Origin of the sequence: Caloramator sp., from assembly GCF_020054765.1 — a bacterium.
Classification (GTDB): Bacteria; Bacillota; Clostridia; order Clostridiales; family Caloramatoraceae; genus Thermobrachium; species Thermobrachium proteoclasticum.
In genome coordinates this window covers 63,732-82,279 of record NZ_JAIHAO010000007.1, presented here as the reverse complement: position 1 = coordinate 82,279, position 18,548 = coordinate 63,732, and the positions used below count along the sequence as shown (strand labels likewise).

Sequence of the window (18,548 nt, the reverse complement as noted above, 5' to 3'; positions counted from 1 at the left end):
GATGGCATCGCGAGGGTAGGACTTTTCAAACAAAGAAAAGCTTAGAATTGATTAGCGAAATGAACGAATGCCCAAGAAATCCTTCATAGGGCTAATCAATATATAACTTTTTCAACAGCCTGGAGGATGTTAAAACATCCTCTTTATTTGTATAAATGAGAAAAAATATGTTAATACTTTAAATAGCTATTAACGTAGGAGGCGATGATATGTTTAATGAATCAAGAGAAACTAGAACTGTAAAGGATGGAGTATATCATTTATCATTGCAAATACCAGAAAAGGAATACTTTTTAGTATATGATAATGTTTCGGAAAACATAGCTTCAGAAATATTAAATCACTACCTTAAAATACATCAAGATGATGGAGAACCACAAAATATAAACATTAATTATAATAGAAATGCACATATGATAAATATAGAAGCAGATCTTAGATATATTGGAAATGCTAAAAAACATTAGAGGTAGAGTATGTTTAAAAGTATATTGATAAGGATTGTTATACCATATATTTTGGGCATACTATTTTTTTTACAAGAGTATAGACTAATTTTAGGTGCAACAGCTGTTGCACTATTTTTAGTTTATATGATCATTTATAAAAGAGATTCTCATATCTATATACTTTTTCTATTATTAGGTGTATTTGTAGCTTTTATTTCCTTCTATTCTTTTAAAAATAAATTAAAAAGTATAGAAGATCAAAAAAAATATATAGGAGTTGTAACTAAGATTTCATTAGATAGTAAAAGTTGTATTGTTAAAAACAATGAATATACATTTAAGTTATATTTTGATAATAATAAAAATTTATCTGTAGGAGATGAAATAATATTTACGGGAACAGTTATTACTGATATTAATTATAATAAGATATTTAGTAAAAACATTAATGCCTATTTAAAAGTAATAGAATTTAAAAAGATTGGAACTAAACGCAATTTTTTTATAAGTCTATATAAAATGAGTGATAATTTTAAAAGGAATTTAATTAAAATTGATAAAGAAGCAGGAGCTATAATAAATGGATTTTTATCAGGTGATACAGAGGGTTTAGAAGAATATACTAAAGATGTTTTGAGGGAATTAAACTTAAGTCATATAGTAGCTGTATCAGGAAGTCATCTTGGAATTTTAGCACTATTTACAGTGATACTTTTTTCATCCAATTTTAAGGTAAGATATTTTGCTCTATTGTTTTTTACTTATAGTTATATTGTGTTAGCTAATTTTTCTCATTCTGCAGTTAGGGCCTTTATAATGATTTTATTTGTTACATTAGCTCAAACTTTAAAAAAATATCCGAATTCATTAAATATATTAGTTACGACTTTTATTATAATGACTGCAACTAATGTTTACATCATTTATGATATCGGCTTTATATTATCGATAGTTTCTACCTTTGGTATAATTATTTTAACTCCTGTTTTAAAACAGAAAATGGATAAAAGGATAGCTATTAATCTATCAGCGTTTATATTTTCAATGCCTATTATATTATTCTTAAGTGGTTATGTATCAATATTTTCTGTTATAACTAATTTGTTTGTTTCATATTTAGTAGCCTTTATCACAATTTTTTCTTTGATAACATTTATAATATTTTCTTTGGTAAAGAGTCAGATGATTTTATATGCTGTCCTAATTTTAGGTAATTTGTTTATTAAGTTATTAAATATTTTAAAATGGATAAATATAAATCTATATATCCCAAATTATTCTTTATATATGCTTTTTATTAGCTATATTATTATAATATTATTCTTTGATTTAATTAAAATAAATGATAAATTTAAAAAAGCAATATTAATCGTTTTATCAGCAGTATTTCTATTTAATTTTTACCCTAAAAATCAGCTAATAATAAGCTTTATAGATGTAGGACAAGGTGATTCTATATTTATAGAAACACCTAATAAAAAGACAATATTGATAGATACTGGTGGGAACATAAATGGATATAATATGGCCCAAAATAGAGTTGTACCCTTTATTAAAAAGAAAGGATATAGAAGGATTGATGTTTTAATAATTACACATTTTCACAATGATCACGCTGGTGGATTGCAATATGTTATAAATAATCTGCAGGTACAATCAAAATTTGCATTTAAGCCGAATAATAAAGAATTTATAGAATTAAAAAATGGCGATAAATTAATAGTTGATGGCGTTGAACTTAATATATTAACTAATGAATCAGAAACAAGTGAAAATATTAATGAAAATTGTTTGGTTATAATAGGTAAATATAAAGAATTTGATTTTCTTCTAACAGCTGATGCAGAATTGTCGTTAATGAAGAAAATTAGTGGAGAATTTGAGATTGTAAAAATGCCACATCACGGCTCAAGATACTCCTTTAATGAAGAAATACTTAATAATATTAAAATTCAAAATTCAATATTTACTGTTGGTAGGAATAACTTTAATCATCCAGCTAAAGAAGTTATTGATTTGTTAGAAGAGAATGATATAAAATATTACAGAACGGATAGAGATGGAACTATTCAAATAAGGACAGATGGTGAAAAATACAGTATAAATAAATAGTATAAAGGATGATGTATAATGGAGTTAAATAATTTTTCTGATTTTAAAAATAACATAAAAAACATAAAATCATTAATTTTAGTTTATGGTCAGGAAAAAACAATTATAAACAAGACAATAGAATTAGTTTATGATTTAATTACACAATTTAAAGAAATTAATGTATTGATTATGGATGGTGAAAAGGTAAGCATTGAATCTATAATTAATGCTTGTGAAACTACACCATTTATGTCGGATAAAAGACTTATACATATAAAAAATGCTAATTATATCTTTGAAAACAATGCACTTTCTAATGAACTTTCAAAATACTTAAATAATATACCTGATACAAATATTTTGCTTTTATCAAGCTATTCAAATGTTGATAAAAGTGGAAACTTATATAAGTTATTTAGGACAAATGGAATGGTTATAGAGTATAAAAAATTAAAGGGAGAAAACCTTCAAGAATACATTCAAAACTTTTTAAATAAGAAAAATAAAATTATTACAAAGTCCAATTTATTATATTTGACATCAGAACTTGCACTTTGTAATGAGAATATTGATTTAGAATTAAAAAAATTAGTAGATTATTTAGGAGATAAAAAAACTGTTGACAAAATAGATATAGATTTAATTTTATCAAAAAGCATTGAAAATAATATTTTTAGACTTTTAGATTATATTATAATAAAGGAACTGGATGATGCTGTAATGGTTTATAATCAGATGATTCTTCAAGGTGAAGAAGAACTTATGATTTTAAGTATGATATTTAGAAATTATAAAATAATGTATCTGTTAAAAATTTATGGTGAGAATTATAATGATGTAGTAAAAAAATATAATATAAGAGACTTTGCACTTAAAAATTATATTAAATGGATTAAAAAATATGAATTAAGTGATTTGAAAAAAAATATAAAGAGATGCTATGAATATGATTTAAAAATAAAACAGGGAGAACTAAATGCTTCTATTGCTGTTGAAAATTTAATAATAGAATTGTGTGCATAATAAAAACACCCATTAGGGTGTTTTTATTATGCAAGGGCTTTGTTTAGCTTAACAGTAAGTCTTGATTTCTTTCTTGATGCAGCATTTTTATGTATTACACCTTTTGCTGCAGCCTTATCAAGTGCTTTAACTGCTTGTGCATATAAAACCTTTGCTTCGTCGATATTGCCGCTGTTTAAAGCTATTTCAAATTTCTTTATAGCAGTTTTAACAGCTGACTTTACCATTTTGTTTCTTAGAGTTCTTCTTTCAGTAACTCTTATTCTTTTGATAGCTGATTTAATATTTGCCATTTTAATATCCCTCCTGAAAAATTTTAATAAGTGGGACATTACAGCAGTTTGGGGACACGGCGAACAGTTTGTTCGTAACGATAGTATTATATCATTATGAACTAAAATTAGCAAGTGAATTTAAAATAAAAATAAAAAAAATTTGGATGTATATACTAAATACTAAGGGAGGGATTATTGTGATAAACATTAGAACGGATTTAGCAGTTGAAGCAAGGGAAATGTATAAAAAGGATAATAACACAGAAGTTCCTGGTGTTGAAGTTGATGTTAAAAAACCATATGAGGATGTATCTGTAACAGTTGTTGAAATTAAAGATGAACGTGGTGCAAAAGTAATGGGTAAAGAAATTGGAAGGTACGTGACAATAGAGGTGCCAGGAATAAAACATTATGATGCAGAGGCACATGATAAGATAAGTAAGGTTTTAGCTAAAGAATTAGAAGATATGATTGGAATTAAGGATGGGGATACGATTTTAGTTGCAGGTTTAGGTAATTGGAATGTTACTCCAGATGCATTAGGACCTAAAGTGGTTTCTAAGCTTCTAATTACAAGACATTTAAAACAATTAATGCCTGAGCATATAGACGAGGGGATTAATCCAGTTTGTGCAATCGCACCAGGTGTTTTAGGTTTAACAGGTATAGAAACTGCGGAGATAATACAGGGAGTTATTTCAAAGGTAAAACCTAATTATGTTATTGCTATAGACGCATTAGCTTCAAGAAAAATGGAAAGAGTTGCTTCAACTATTCAAATAGGAAATACAGGAATAGGACCTGGTTCTGGAGTTGGAAATAAGAGAATGGCTTTAAATAAGGATACATTAGGAGTACCTGTAATTGCAATTGGTGTACCTACTGTTGTTGATGCAGCAACAATGGCCAATGATACAATTGATATGATTATAGATGAATTGATAAGACAAAGCAAGGATAATAAAGATTTCTATGACATTGTTAAAAAGGTTGATAAAAATGAAAAATATATTTTAATTAGGGAAATTCTAAGCCCGTATATTAGTGATTTGATGGTAACACCAAAGGAAATAGATGCACTAATAGATGATATGTCAAAAATAATTGCGAATTCTATAAATTTGGCTCTTCATCCTTCATTAGATAAAGAAGATTTAAATAAATACCTTCAGTAATATTTTTGAATTAAAAATAATATATTTTTAAGAGGTTATTTACAAAGGGGATGAGGGAATGAAAAAAAGATATGAAGAAATTGTTTTGAATGTTATTTATATTTTCGTTCTTATTTGGATTTTACTATCAATAGTTTCACCTATAATTGTTGCTAAAAATTTATATTCCAGTAGTTTTTATATCAGTACTATTAGTAAATCCAATGGCATTATGGACTTTGTATATAGAAATATAGAGGATGAAGATAAAGTTAGTATATTGCCATTAATATTAAAACATTTAGTTGGGGTAGATATAGAGGACCCTACAAGTTACTTTGAAACACAAGTACCATTGATTGGATATATAGACATTTCTAATTTAATAACTAATAATGATAACCCAATAAATATTGTAGCTGATAATGACATAAAAAATGAGGATGAAAATGATGTTGAAATTGATGAACCAAAAGAACCTACAAAAAAGATGATGATTCTATACCAGTAGTTAAGCCAAATGATAAAAATGATGTTGAAAAGAAAAAAATTGATAGGGAGAAGCCTTTAGTTCTAATTTTTCATACTCATACTACAGAAAGTTTTAATCCTAACAATTTAAAAGATAGAAATTTTACAACTGATTATAATTTAAATATTGTTAAGGTTGGTGAAGAGCTTAAAAGGGAGTTAGAAGAAAAGTATGGTATTGCAGTAGTGCACGATATAACAATACACGATTTACCAACAAGAGAAAAGGGTTATGAAAAATCCAGGCCTACTGTTTCTTCTTATTTAAAAAAATATCCAAGTTTAAAAATAATAATTGATTTACATAGAGATGCTACTACTTCATCAAGCAAAACAACTGTTATTATTAATGATGAAAGACACGCAAGATTGATGTTTGTAGTTGGTGCTAAAAATAAAAATTATAAAGCTAATTATGAAAAAGCGGAAAAATTAAATACAATAATAAACAATATGTATCCAAATCTTAGTAGGGGAATTGTTAAGCAAAATGCGAAATATAATCAAGATTTATCTGATAAAATGATTTTACTTGAAGTAGGTTCTAACCTTAATTCATTAGATGAAGCTATAAGAACAAGTAAAATTATTGCAAAATCAATTGCGATCTATTTAAAATAGGAATGTCTTTGGACATTCCTATTTTAAATAAATTCAATGTTGACATATTTATAAAATATTGTGTTATAATCAATTATGACTATTTTTGTATAATTTTAAGGAGGTTAGGCTATGCCAAGTGATAGACAAAAGAAAATACGTAATTTCTGTATAATAGCTCATATAGATCATGGTAAATCAACTTTGGCAGATAGATTAATAGAAAAAACAGGTACATTAACTCAAAGAGAAATGGAAGAACAGGTATTAGATACAATGGAGCTTGAAAAAGAAAGAGGAATAACAATTAAAGCTCAGGCAGTTAGATTAATTCATAATGATGGCAATAATGAGTATATCCTAAATTTGATAGATACACCAGGTCACGTAGATTTCAACTATGAAGTATCAAGAAGTTTAGCTGCTTGTGAAGGTGCAATATTAGTTGTGGATGCAACACAAGGAATTCAAGCACAAACACTTGCTAATTGTTATTTGGCCTTAGAACATGACTTAGAGATCGTTCCTGTAATAAATAAGATAGATTTACCAAGTGCAAGACCTGAAGAAATAAAAAAGGAAATAGAAGATGTGATTGGACTTGATTGTAGTGATGCACCTCTTATATCAGCAAAGGTTGGGCTTGGAATAGAGGATGTATTAAAAGCAATAGTTGAAAAAATTCCTTGTCCAAATGGTGATGAAGATGCACCTTTAAGGGCTCTTATATTTGACAGTTATTATGACCCATATAAAGGCGTTGTATGTTATGTAAGGGTAAAGGAAGGAACTATAAAAAAAGGCACAAAAATAAAACTTATGATGTCAGGAAAGGAATATGAAGTTACAGAATTAGGTATATTTAGACCAAGTTTTATGGAGGTTGATAAGCTACAAGCTGGTGATGTTGGTTACGTAACTGCAAGTATTAAAAATGTAAGAGATGCAAGAGTTGGAGATACTATAACAGAGGCAGAAAGACCAGCAACTGAACCATTGCCTGGTTATAGACCAGCGATTCCTATGGTTTATAGTGGTATTTATCCAGCCGATAGTTCAGATTACAATGATTTAAAGGATGCCTTAGAAAAACTACAGTTAAATGATGCGGCATTAACTTTTGAACCTGAAACTTCTGTTGCATTAGGTTTTGGTTTTAGATGTGGCTTTTTAGGTTTACTTCATATGGAAATAATACAAGAAAGATTAGAGAGAGAATATAACTTGAATTTAGTAACTACAGCCCCAAGTGTTATTTATAAGATTATAAAGACTAATGGAGAAATTATAGAACTTACTAATCCAACAAATATGCCTCCTACAACTGAGATTAGTTATATGGAAGAGCCAATTGTTAATGCAAGTATAATATGTCCTTCAGATTATGTAGGGGCTGTAATGGAATTATGCCAAGAAAAAAGAGGAATATTCAAAAATATGGAATATTTAGAAACAACAAGAGTTATGCTTCATTATGAAATTCCTTTAAATGAAATAATTTATGATTTCTTTGACGCATTAAAGTCAAGAACAAAGGGATATGCATCACTTGATTATGAACTTGCAGGATATAAAAGGTCTGAACTTGTTAAACTTGATATTTTATTAAATGGAGATCCTGTAGATGCCTTGTCACAAATTGTTCCAAAGGAGAAGGCATATCAAAAGGGAAGAGCTATTGCTGAAAAGTTAAAGGAGATTATACCAAGACAACTGTTTGAAATACCAATTCAAGCAGCTATTGGTTCAAAAGTAATTGCAAGAGAAACCGTAAAAGCGTTAAGGAAAGATGTTTTAGCAAAGTGTTATGGTGGAGATATTTCACGTAAAAAGAAACTCCTTGAAAAACAAAAAGAAGGTAAGAAGAGAATGAAACAAATAGGAACTGTTGAAGTTCCACAAGAAGCATTTATGGCTGTATTGAAGGTGGAATAATGAAGGGATTGTATATTCATATACCATTTTGCAAAAGCAAATGTTATTATTGTGATTTTAATTCAATTGTGAATACAGAATATCAGGATGAGTATATTGAGGCTTTGATTAGGGAAATAAATTTATTAGAAGAAAAAAATTTTGATACAATTTTTATTGGTGGGGGTACTCCCACCATTTTATCTATCAAAAATTTAGAAAAATTATTAAGTTCGCTTGAAAAGTTTACACCAAAGGAATTTACAATAGAAGCCAATCCTGGTACTTTAAATTTAGAGAAGCTTAATATGTTAAAAAAATATGGTGTAAATAGATTATCAATAGGTTTACAAAGTACAGATAATAAAGTATTGAAAAAATTAGGAAGAATTCATACCTATGAACAGTTTTTAATTAATTTTAAAGATGCAAAAAGTTTGGGTTTTAAAAATATAAATGTGGACTTGATGTTTAACTTGCCGGATCAAAATGTAAAGGAATTCATAGAGACATTGTTAAATGTAATAAAGTTAGAGCCGCAGCATATTTCCTGTTATAGCTTAATAATAGAAGAGAATACCAAATTTTATAATTTATATCAAAATGATGAATTAAATTTGCTTGATGAAGAAGAGGAAAGATTGCTTTATCATAAAATGACAAGTCTGCTCAAAGAGAATGGCTATAACCAATATGAAATATCAAATTTTGCAAAAATAGGCTATGAATGTAGACATAATATTATTTATTGGAGCGACGATGAGTATATTGGGGTGGGTGCAGGTGCACATTCATATATAAATGGTATTAGGTATAGTAATGTTAAAGATATAAAAAAATATATTTATAATATAAAAAACTATGGTAATGCAATAGAAGAAAAAAATATTTTGACTAAGGAAGAACATATGGCTGAATTTATGTTTTTAGGTTTAAGAATGAATTGTGGAATAAATATTAATAAGTTTAAAAGTAAATTTAATGAGGATGTTATGCAGGTCTATGGTAATGAGATATTAGACCTGATTGATAAGGGATTAATTGAGAAATATGGAGAAAATATAAGATTAACAGAGAAAGGACGAGATTTATCCAATTTAGTCTTTGTTTCCTTTTTAAAATGAAATTTTATTATAATAATGCATATATTGACAAAATATTTTAATAGTGATATTTTAAAATCGTAGTGATTAGCACTCGTGATTAATGAGTGCTAACAAGAAAAGGGGGTGGAATAATGGAACTAGGAGAGAGAAAAAGAAAAATATTAGAGGCTATTGTGACAGATTATATAGAAACTGCTGAACCAGTTGGATCAAGAACTATAGCTAAAAAATATTTGACTGATATAAGTCCAGCAACCATTAGAAATGAAATGGCGGACTTAGAAGATCTAGGACTATTAGAACAACCCCATACATCGGCTGGAAGAATTCCCTCTGACAGAGGATATAGGTACTATGTAGATCAAATAATGGAAATTAAATATCCATCCCCACAGGAAATAGAAAAAATTAAATATATGCTTCAAATTCAAACTATAAATGAATTAGATAAAATTATTAAAAGGACAACTAAATTAATATCTGATATCACAAAATATACATCTGCTGTACTGACTCCTTCTGTTAGAAAGAGTTCAATAAGGTCACTCCAGTTAATACGTGTAAGTGACTACGATATTGTTGCTGTTGTTGTTACAGATACAGGTATTATAAAAAATGTAGTGATAAAATCACCTAATGCAGTCGATGATTCTAAAATTTTAAAATTGAATAATCTATTAAATGAAAAATTATCAGGATTAACTATTAATGATATTGGACTTACAGTAATTTCTGATATACAAAGTCATATGAGGGAATATAGTGAGATATTTTCTGCTATCATATCTGTTGTATATGAAAGTTTAAAGGAAGATGATGCAGAAGTATATCTTGAGGGAACAACTAACATATTTGAATACCCTGAATATGATGATAAAGATAAAGCAAAAACATTTTTATCCTTTATAGAGGACAAAAAATTACTTACAAATGTTTTTGCTGAAGATACTAATAATTTTTGTGTTTATATAGGTTGTGAAAATGAAAATGATAAAATAAAAGATTGTAGTATTGTAAAGGCAACATATAATATTGCAGATAAAACTGCAGGTACAATTGGAATAATTGGTCCTAAAAGAATGGATTATGCAAGAGTTATTGGCATATTAAAATCAATTTCTAATGTTTTAAGTGAAGTTTTTGAAAAAACTCTATAGTAGAGGTGATAGTGTGACAGAGGAAATAAAAGTGAATGAAAATGAACTTGAAAAGGAAGAGAAGGAAGAAATAATTGAAAAAATAGAAGACTTAGAATCTGAAAAGGAAGTAAATAATGATATAAATGATGAAAACAAAGACGAGCTAATTGATATAAAAAATCAGCTTGATGAAAAGACTAAGGAGTGTAATGAGTATTTAGAACTTTTAAGAAGGACAAAGGCTGAATTTGATAATTACAGAAGAAGAACACAAAAAGAAAAAGAGACAATATATGATGATGGATTTGCTGATGCTATTAAAAACATATTACCAATTCTTGATAATTTAGAGAGAGCTGTTATTTCAACGGAAGAAAGAACACCACTTTATGAAGGTGTAGAAATGACATTGAAATTGTTTAAAGATACTTTAACAAAGTTAGGTATTGAAGAAATACCTGCTCTTAATGAAAAATTCGATCCTAACTTTCATAATGCAGTAATGCATATAGAAGATGAAAACCTTGAGGAAAATGTAATAGTTGAGGTTTTCCAAAAAGGGTATAAATATAAAGAAAAAATATTAAGATACAGTATGGTTAAGGTCGCAAATTAATAAAGAGGAGGAGATAAAATGGGAAAGGTAATAGGAATTGACCTTGGTACTACAAACTCTTGTGTTGCCGTAATGGAAGGTGGAGAACCAGTTGTAATTCCAAATTCAGAAGGTTCAAGAACTACACCATCAGTAGTTGCATTTAAACCAAATGGAGAAAGAATTGTAGGTCAAGTTGCAAAAAGACAAGCAATAACAAACCCAGATAGAACAATTATATCAATTAAAAGACATATGGGAACAGATCACAAGGTAAAAATAGATGATAAGGAATATACTCCACAAGAAATTTCAGCAATGATTTTGATGAAGCTAAAGGCAGATGCTGAGGCTTATCTTGGAGAACCAGTTACACAAGCAGTTATTACTGTTCCAGCATATTTTAATGATAGTCAAAGACAAGCAACAAAGGATGCTGGAAGAATAGCAGGGCTTGAAGTATTAAGAATAATAAATGAACCAACAGCAGCATCTTTGGCTTATGGATTAGATAAGATGGATAAAAACCAAAAGATACTTGTATATGATTTAGGTGGAGGTACATTTGATGTTTCAATACTTGAAATAGGAGATGGAGTATTTGAAGTTAAAGCTACAAATGGTAATACACATCTTGGTGGAGATGACTTTGACCAAAGAATTATAGATTATCTTGTTGAAACATTTAGAGCTGAAAATGGTATAGATTTAAGAAGTGACAAGATGGCAATGCAAAGATTAAAAGAAGCAGCAGAAAAAGCAAAAATTGAGCTTTCAACATTATTATCAACTGAAATAAATCTACCATTTATTACAGCTGATGCAACTGGTCCAAAGCATTTAAATGTTACTTTAACAAGGGCTAAATTTGAAGAATTAACTCACGATTTAGTAGAAGCTACAATAGAACCTATGAAAAATGCATTAAGAGATGCTGGACTTTCAATAGATCAAATTGATAAAGTAGTTTTAGTAGGAGGTTCAACAAGAATTCCAGCTGTTCAAGAAGCTGTTAGAAAGTTTACTGGAAAAGAACCAACTAAGGGAATAAATCCAGATGAATGTGTTGCAGTTGGTGCTGCAATTCAAGCTGGTGTTTTAACAGGTGAAGTAAAGGACGTTCTACTTCTTGATGTTACACCACTTTCATTAGGTATAGAGACATTAGGAGGCGTATTTACAACATTAATACCAAGAAATACAACAATACCAACAAGAAAGAGCCAAATATTCTCAACAGCTGCAGATGGTCAAACTTCAGTTGAAATTCATGTTCTTCAAGGCGAAAGACCAATGGCAAAGGATAATAAGACACTTGGAAGATTTACACTATCTGGTATACCACCTGCACCAAGAGGAATTCCTCAAATTGAAGTAACATTTGATATTGATGCAAATGGTATTGTACATGTATCTGCAAAGGACTTAGGAACAGGTAAAGAAGCAAACATTACTATTACTGCATCAACAAATTTAACAGAAGAAGAAATTCAAAAGGCTGTGAAAGAAGCAGAGAAATATGCTGAAGAGGATAGAAAGAGAAAAGAAGAGATAGAGATAAGAAATAATGCAGACTCTGTTGTATATCAAACAGAAAAGACATTAAAGGAATTAGAAGGTAAGCTTACTCAAGAAGAGAAAAATACAATAGAAGAACATATTAAGAAGGTTAAGGATGCATTAAATGGTACTGATATAAATGCAATTAAATCAGCTACTGATGAATTAACTCAAAAGTTCTATCAAATATCTTCAAGAATATATCAACAATATGCACAACAAAATGAGACAGCAGGAACACAAAATGAAAATGAAGTTCATGCAGATTATGATGTAAAAGACGAGAAGTAATTTTCAACAAGGAGGGAGTATTCCCTCCTTATATAATGAAGGGTGGTGAATTATTTGGCAAAGGACTATTATAAAATATTAGGTTTAGATAGAAATGCAACTGATGAAGAGATAAAAAGTGCTTTTAGAAAATTAGCCTTAAAATATCACCCAGATAGAAATCCTGGAAACAAAGAGGCAGAAGAAAAATTTAAAGAAATAAATGAGGCATATCAAGTATTATCAGATCCTCAAAAGAAGGCACAATATGATCAATTCGGTACAACTGATTTTAATGGTCAAGGTGGTTTTGGAGGATTTGATTTTTCAAATTTTGGAGGATTTGGAGGCTTCTCTGATATATTTGATGATTTAGGAGATATATTCGGTGGTATGTTTGGACAAAGAAGAGAAAGGACTGGTCCAAAAAGAGGAGCTGATTTAGAATATAATTTAGAACTTACATTTGAAGAGGCAGTATTTGGTGTTAAAAAAGATATAGAGATATATAGAAATGAAGATTGTGATGTTTGCCATGGTACAGGTGCTAAACCTGGTACATCACCAAAAACTTGTGATAAGTGTCATGGTACAGGACAAGTAAAGGTTCAAAAAAATACTCCATTTGGAAGCTTTGTAAGTGTTACAACTTGTGATAAATGCCATGGTGAAGGTAAGGTGATTGATACGCCGTGTACAAATTGTGGAGGAAAAGGTAGAGTAAGGAAGAAAAAAATTATAAGTATAAATATACCAGCTGGTGTTGATAATGGTAATACTATTCCATTAAGAGGTCAAGGTGAGCCTGGAATAAGAGGTGGAATGCCAGGGGATTTATATATAAATATTAGAGTTAAACCACATCCAAAATTTGAGAGAAGAGGAACAGATATATTCTGTGAAGTTCCTGTATCCTTTATAAAGGCTATATTAGGAGGAGAAATCAAAATCCCTACACTTGATGGAGATGTTCAACACATTTTATCAGAAGGTACACAACCAGGTGAAATTATCAAATTAAAGGGAAAAGGTGTACCTAAGTTACGTGGTGCAGGTAGAGGAGATTTGTATGCTAAAATAAAGGTAGAAATACCAAAGAATATTAATTCAAAACAGAGAGAAATGTTAAAAAAATTAGCTGAAGAATTTGGTGAGGATATAGATAAAAAGAAGACTTTCGCTGATAAAGTTAAGGATATGTTTAGTTAGGCATGTTTAATACATGCCTTTTTACATATAATAAAAATTAATAAAATACAATTGTTATAAAACATTATTATGATATAATAAAACGGTAAAATCAACTAAGGAGGAAGGATAATGAACGGAGAATGGATAGAAATTAAAGTTGTTACTAAAAGTGAAGCAGTAGAACCTGTATCAGGTATTTTTTATGGACTTGATGTTAAGGGGGTTGCAATTGAAGACCCTAATGATATAACTGAACGCCCTTCAGGACCATTCACTTGGGATTATGCTGATTATAATATATTTGAATATGGAAAGGATGCTGCTATTGTTAAAGCTTATTTTAGCAAAGAAGAACAAATAGAAGAAATATTGAATTTTATAGAGGAGAAATTAAAAGAGTTAAGAGATTTAGGAATTGATATAGGAAGTGGTAAAGTTATAAGAAATAAGGTGCAAGAAGAGGATTGGGCAAACGAGTGGAAAAAGTATTATAAAACAACAAAAATAGGAACTTCAATTATTATAAAACCTAAATGGGAGGATTATAATCCAAAAGAAGGCGAAATAATTGTAGAATTAGATCCTGGAATGGCCTTTGGAACAGGAACTCATGAAACAACAATGATGTGCATTGAATTTTTAGAAAAGTATTGTAAAAAGGGAGACAGAGTATTTGACATAGGAACTGGGTCAGGAATATTATCCATTGTTGCTTCAAAATTAGGTGCCGATGAAGTAATAGGTGTTGACTTAGATGAGGTAGCAGTAGATGCTGCCAAGATTAATGTTGAATACAATAAAGTTAATAATGTAAAGATTCTTCACGGGAACTTAGTCGATGTTGTAGATGGAAAAGCAGATATTGTTATAGCAAATATAATAGCTGATGTAGTAATATATTTATCATCATTTGTAGGAAATTATATAAAGGATAATGGACTTTTTATATCATCAGGAATAATAAAAGATAAACAAGATGAAGTTGAAAAAGTTTTAATTCAAAATGGTTTCGAAATAATAGATAAAAACAATAAAGGAGAATGGGTGGCAATTGTAGCAAAAAAATAAGGAGGTTATTATGCACAAGTTTTTTGTCAAAACAGATAATATCATAAATGATAAAATAAACATAACTAATGACGATATACAACACATTACAAAAGTTCTAAGACTAAAAATCGGCGATACTATTCAAATATGTGATGGAAATGAAAATGAATATATTTGTGATATTGTAGAAATAAACAAAAAAAATGTTATATGCCAAATTAAAGAGAAATTTAAAAATAGAAATGAATCTAATATAAATATAGTACTGTTTCAAGGATTGCCTAAAGCTCAAAAAATGGAACTTATTATACAAAAGGGTGTTGAAATTGGAGTTAAGGAATTTTATCCTATTATAACAGAACGTGTAGTTGTAAAAACTGATGGAAAAGATATTTGTAATAAGTTAGAAAGATGGAATAGAATATCGTATGAAGCTGCTAAACAATCAAATAGAGGTATAATACCAACAGTAAATAATTTAATAAGTTTTGAAGAAGCATTAGATATATTAAAAAGGTTTGATTTGGTTGTTGTTCCATATGAAAAGGAAAAGTCTACAAGTTTTAAGGAGTTATTTAATGAGAGTAGAGATTATAAAAATATTGCAGTAATAATTGGGCCTGAAGGTGGATTTAGTGAGGAAGAAATAAATATATTCATAAAAAATGGTTTTAAGCCAATTACGTTAGGGCCAAGAATACTTAGGACGGAAACAGCAGGATTAGTAGCAAGTACTATTTTATTATACGAGTTGTCTGATATAGGAGGAATGAAATGAAAAGGGTAGCATTCTATACATTAGGATGTAGGGTTAATCAATATGAAACAGAAGCTATGGCAGAAATATTTGAAAAAAACGGATATGAGGTTGTAAATTTTGAAGATTATTCTGATGTCTATGTAATAAATACGTGTACTGTGACAAGTATTGGTGATAAAAAATCAAGGCAGATGATTAGAAGAGCAAAAAAGAATAATAAAGATGCAATTGTGATAGCAGTTGGGTGTTATGCTCAAGTTGCACCAGATGAGGTATCAAAAATAGATGATGTTGATATAATAATTGGAACTGACAATAAAAGCAAAATATTAGATTATATCAATGAATTTAATCAATCTAAGAAAAAATTAAATAAAGTGAAAAATATAATGACAGTAAGACAATTTGAAGAAATGGAAATTGACCATTATCAAGATAAAACAAGAGCATTTCTAAAAATACAAGATGGCTGTGACAGATTTTGTTCTTACTGTTTAATTCCATATGCAAGAGGACCTGTAAGAAGTAAAAAGTTTGAAACAATAATAGAAGAAGTAAATAAACTTGTTGATAATGGATATAAAGAAGTGATATTATCGGGTATACATGTTGCTTCTTATGGAAAAGACATTGGTAATATAACTTTAGTTGATGTAATAGAAAAATTAAATGAAGTAAATGGGTTAGAAAGAATAAGAATAGGTTCTGTGGAACCATCATTTTTTAACATAGACAATATTAAAAGACTTGCTAATTGTAATAAATTGTGTGAACATTTTCATCTTTCTCTTCAAAGCGGATGTAATGAAACATTAAAAAGAATGAATAGACGCTATACTACTGACGAGTACAAAGAGGCAGTTTTAAATTTAAGAAGGCATTTTAATTATGTTTCAATAACAACTGACGTTATTGTAGGATTTCCAGGTGAAACTATTGAGGAATTTAATAAGACGTATAATTTTTTAGAAGAAATTAAGTTGAATAAACTTCATGTTTTTAAATATAGTCCAAGAAAAGGAACAAAGGCAGCAGAGTTTAAGGAAACAGTTGATAATGAAGAAAAGGATAGAAGAAGTAAATTATTAATAGAACTTAGTGATAAATATGAAAAGGAATTTAATAAAAAACTTATTGGGAAAATAGTGGATGTTTTAGTAGAGGAGAAAAAAGAAGATTTATATTATGGTTATACAAGAAACTATGTAAAAGTTGAAATAAAAAGTAAAAATAATATCGAAGGAGAAATTATTAATACAAAAATTAATGATATGAATAATGACATTTTAGTAGGTGAAATGGTATAATATGTCTATGGGAGGTGAGATGGTGGATTGTATATTTTGTAAGATAGCGAATGGTGAAATACAAGCTTCTAAGGTATATGAAGATGAAAATGTAATTGCATTTAAAGACATAAACCCAGTTGCACCTGTACATATATTAATTATACCAAAAAAACATTATGAATCAGTCTTGGAAATTGACACAAATGGAAGTATATTAAACAAAATATTTAATGCAGTCAAAATTATCGCACAGCAAATGAACTTAACTAATGAAGGATTTAGACTTGTTACTAATACTGGTGAGCAGGCAGGACAGACTGTAAAACACATACATTTTCATCTTATAGGTGGAAGAGATTTTCAATGGCCACCTGGTTGATGATAATAAATCAAAAATTAACAAATTTATTATATTTTATTGACAATATTTACACTCATAATATATAATATAATGTGTCCTTGATTGTGTGCTTAATTCACGGTACAACAAAATAATGTATGCAATATGTTAAGCGGAGGGAGGGATAAAGGTGTCAGAAATCAGAGTTGGCGAAAACGAATCATTAGATAGCGCACTAAGAAGATTTAAAAAGAAGTGTGCGATGGCAGGTGTTCTTTCTGAAATAAGAAAGAGAGAACATTATGAAAAGCCAAGCGTAAAGCGTAAGAAAAAGTCTCAAGCTGCAAGAAAGAGAAAGTTTAAGTAATGAAAGAAGGGTGAATATGTCACTCAAAGAAAGAATTCAAGAAGATTGGAAAGCTGCAATGAAAAATAAAGACAGATTTAGAGCGAATGTTCTAAATATGGCTAAAGCAGCTATACTACAAGCTGAAAAAGTTGATGGAACAAAACTTGAAGATGAACAAGTAATTGAAGTTTTAAATAAAGAGGTTAAACAGAGAAGAGACTCCATTGAGGAGTTTGAAAAAGGGAACAGGCAGGATCTTGTAGAACAAACTAGTAAAGAAATAGAGATTTTGCTTGAGTACCTTCCTCAGCAATTAACAGAAGAAGAAATATCTGAAATAGTTAAAGAAGCCGTGAATGAAGTGCAAGCTAATTCAATCAAGGATATGGGAAAAGTAATGGCAATTGTAATGCCAAAAGTAAAAGGAAGAGCAGATGGAAAGTTAGTAAATCAAATAGTAAAGCAGTATCTGCAATAATATAAAGGGGTTAACTTAGGTTAACCCCTTAAATTTTATATATTAATCTTAATAATATGAAACTTTTTAGCATATTATTAAATTAAGCAATTATATTTCAGGTGGATTATGAAAAACAAGATGAAAAGAAAAATTAGCGAATCTCTTGACTTGCCTAAGGAAGTAATTATGAATGTGCCATACATCAGAATATTGGGAAATGATGAATTGCAGATAGAAAATCACAAAGGTATAGTTGAATATAGTTCAGATATTGTACGTTTAAAAAGCAGTATTGGTATTATAAAAATAGAAGGAAAGGATTTCTTAATTAAAGAAATTAATCCTGAAATAGTAGTATTTACAGGCAAGATTAAAAATCTTGAATTTATCAAGATTTAG

Annotated in this window: 20 protein-coding genes; 19 read left to right on the top strand and 1 reads right to left on the bottom strand. The window is 28.9% G+C overall.

Annotated features, from left to right (window positions below; genetic code table 11):
* Positions 1–209 precede the first annotated feature (209 nt).
* Genes JG776_RS04265 through holA form a run of 3 tightly spaced genes read left to right on the top strand, consistent with a single transcriptional unit; the run spans position 210 to position 3,566 of the window.
* Positions 210–467, top strand: a complete 258-nt coding sequence (locus tag JG776_RS04265; RefSeq protein WP_291965000.1) for a hypothetical protein — start codon at positions 210–212, stop codon at positions 465–467.
* Positions 468–476: 9 nt separating this feature from the next.
* A complete protein-coding gene (locus tag JG776_RS04260) occupies positions 477–2,561 on the top strand; it encodes a DNA internalization-related competence protein ComEC/Rec2 (protein WP_291964998.1) in 2,085 nt (694 codons plus the stop codon).
* A gap of 18 nt (positions 2,562–2,579) precedes the next feature.
* A complete protein-coding gene (gene holA, locus JG776_RS04255; RefSeq protein WP_291964996.1) occupies positions 2,580–3,566 on the top strand; it encodes a DNA polymerase III subunit delta in 987 nt (328 codons plus the stop codon).
* A gap of 26 nt (positions 3,567–3,592) precedes the next feature.
* Here holA and rpsT read toward each other — a convergent pair whose 3' ends face one another.
* Positions 3,593–3,859 (bottom strand): 30S ribosomal protein S20, encoded by a 267-nt coding sequence (gene rpsT / locus JG776_RS04250; RefSeq protein ID WP_027308563.1) that lies wholly within the window; start codon positions 3,857–3,859, stop codon positions 3,593–3,595.
* Between the two features lie 179 nt (positions 3,860–4,038).
* Between rpsT and gpr the strand changes: the two genes are divergently transcribed.
* The 16 genes from gpr to yqfC all read left to right on the top strand — a co-directional run bounded on the left by gpr (position 4,039) and on the right by yqfC (position 18,548).
* Positions 4,039–5,016, top strand: a complete 978-nt coding sequence (gene gpr / locus JG776_RS04245; RefSeq protein ID WP_291964994.1) for a GPR endopeptidase — start codon at positions 4,039–4,041, stop codon at positions 5,014–5,016.
* Positions 5,017–5,074: 58 nt separating this feature from the next.
* On the top strand, positions 5,075–5,506 hold the full coding sequence (locus JG776_RS04240) for a hypothetical protein (protein WP_291964992.1): 432 nt from the start codon (positions 5,075–5,077) through the stop codon (positions 5,504–5,506).
* On the top strand, positions 5,497–6,147 hold the full coding sequence (locus tag JG776_RS04235; RefSeq protein ID WP_291965009.1) for a stage II sporulation protein P: 651 nt from the start codon (positions 5,497–5,499) through the stop codon (positions 6,145–6,147). Before JG776_RS04240 ends, JG776_RS04235 begins: the two co-directional genes overlap by 10 nt.
* A 111-nt stretch (positions 6,148–6,258) precedes the next feature.
* Complete coding sequence (gene lepA, locus JG776_RS04230) at positions 6,259–8,061, top strand: translation elongation factor 4 (protein ID WP_291964991.1); 1,803 nt, start codon at positions 6,259–6,261, stop codon at positions 8,059–8,061.
* Positions 8,061–9,164, top strand: a complete 1,104-nt coding sequence (gene hemW / locus JG776_RS04225) for a radical SAM family heme chaperone HemW (RefSeq protein WP_291964989.1) — start codon at positions 8,061–8,063, stop codon at positions 9,162–9,164. Before lepA ends, hemW begins: the two co-directional genes overlap by 1 nt.
* A 113-nt stretch (positions 9,165–9,277) precedes the next feature.
* The gene (gene hrcA / locus JG776_RS04220; protein ID WP_027308567.1) at positions 9,278–10,303 is read left to right on the top strand and encodes a heat-inducible transcriptional repressor HrcA; all 1,026 of its coding nucleotides are present in this window, start codon (positions 9,278–9,280) and stop codon (positions 10,301–10,303) included.
* A 13-nt stretch (positions 10,304–10,316) separates the two neighbouring features.
* Positions 10,317–10,901: a nucleotide exchange factor GrpE gene (gene grpE / locus JG776_RS04215; RefSeq protein WP_051350636.1), complete on the top strand. Its 585-nt coding sequence runs from the start codon at positions 10,317–10,319 to the stop codon at positions 10,899–10,901.
* A gap of 18 nt (positions 10,902–10,919) precedes the next feature.
* On the top strand, positions 10,920–12,731 hold the full coding sequence (dnaK, locus tag JG776_RS04210) for a molecular chaperone DnaK (protein WP_291964983.1): 1,812 nt from the start codon (positions 10,920–10,922) through the stop codon (positions 12,729–12,731).
* A 54-nt stretch (positions 12,732–12,785) separates the two neighbouring features.
* The gene (gene dnaJ, locus JG776_RS04205) at positions 12,786–13,919 is read left to right on the top strand and encodes a molecular chaperone DnaJ (RefSeq protein WP_291964981.1); all 1,134 of its coding nucleotides are present in this window, start codon (positions 12,786–12,788) and stop codon (positions 13,917–13,919) included.
* Positions 13,920–14,030: 111 nt separating this feature from the next.
* Entirely contained in the window at positions 14,031–14,969 is a 939-nt protein-coding gene (gene prmA / locus JG776_RS04200) for a 50S ribosomal protein L11 methyltransferase (protein ID WP_291964979.1), read from the top strand.
* A 10-nt stretch (positions 14,970–14,979) separates the two neighbouring features.
* Positions 14,980–15,729, top strand: a complete 750-nt coding sequence (locus JG776_RS04195; RefSeq protein WP_291964978.1) for a 16S rRNA (uracil(1498)-N(3))-methyltransferase — start codon at positions 14,980–14,982, stop codon at positions 15,727–15,729.
* Positions 15,726–17,018 (top strand): tRNA (N(6)-L-threonylcarbamoyladenosine(37)-C(2))-methylthiotransferase MtaB, encoded by a 1,293-nt coding sequence (gene mtaB, locus JG776_RS04190; protein WP_291964976.1) that lies wholly within the window; start codon positions 15,726–15,728, stop codon positions 17,016–17,018. The genes JG776_RS04195 and mtaB overlap by 4 nt, the downstream gene beginning before the upstream one ends.
* 19 nt (positions 17,019–17,037) lie before the next feature.
* Positions 17,038–17,379, top strand: a complete 342-nt coding sequence (locus JG776_RS04185) for a histidine triad nucleotide-binding protein (RefSeq protein WP_291965007.1) — start codon at positions 17,038–17,040, stop codon at positions 17,377–17,379.
* Positions 17,380–17,530: 151 nt separating this feature from the next.
* Positions 17,531–17,707, top strand: a complete 177-nt coding sequence (rpsU, locus tag JG776_RS04180) for a 30S ribosomal protein S21 (RefSeq protein WP_027308575.1) — start codon at positions 17,531–17,533, stop codon at positions 17,705–17,707.
* A gap of 16 nt (positions 17,708–17,723) precedes the next feature.
* The gene (locus tag JG776_RS04175) at positions 17,724–18,167 is read left to right on the top strand and encodes a GatB/YqeY domain-containing protein (protein WP_291964973.1); all 444 of its coding nucleotides are present in this window, start codon (positions 17,724–17,726) and stop codon (positions 18,165–18,167) included.
* Positions 18,168–18,275: 108 nt separating this feature from the next.
* Positions 18,276–18,548 carry a sporulation protein YqfC gene (gene yqfC, locus JG776_RS04170; protein WP_291964972.1) on the top strand — a complete coding sequence of 91 codons (273 nt, stop codon included), beginning with the start codon at positions 18,276–18,278 and terminating at the stop codon, positions 18,546–18,548.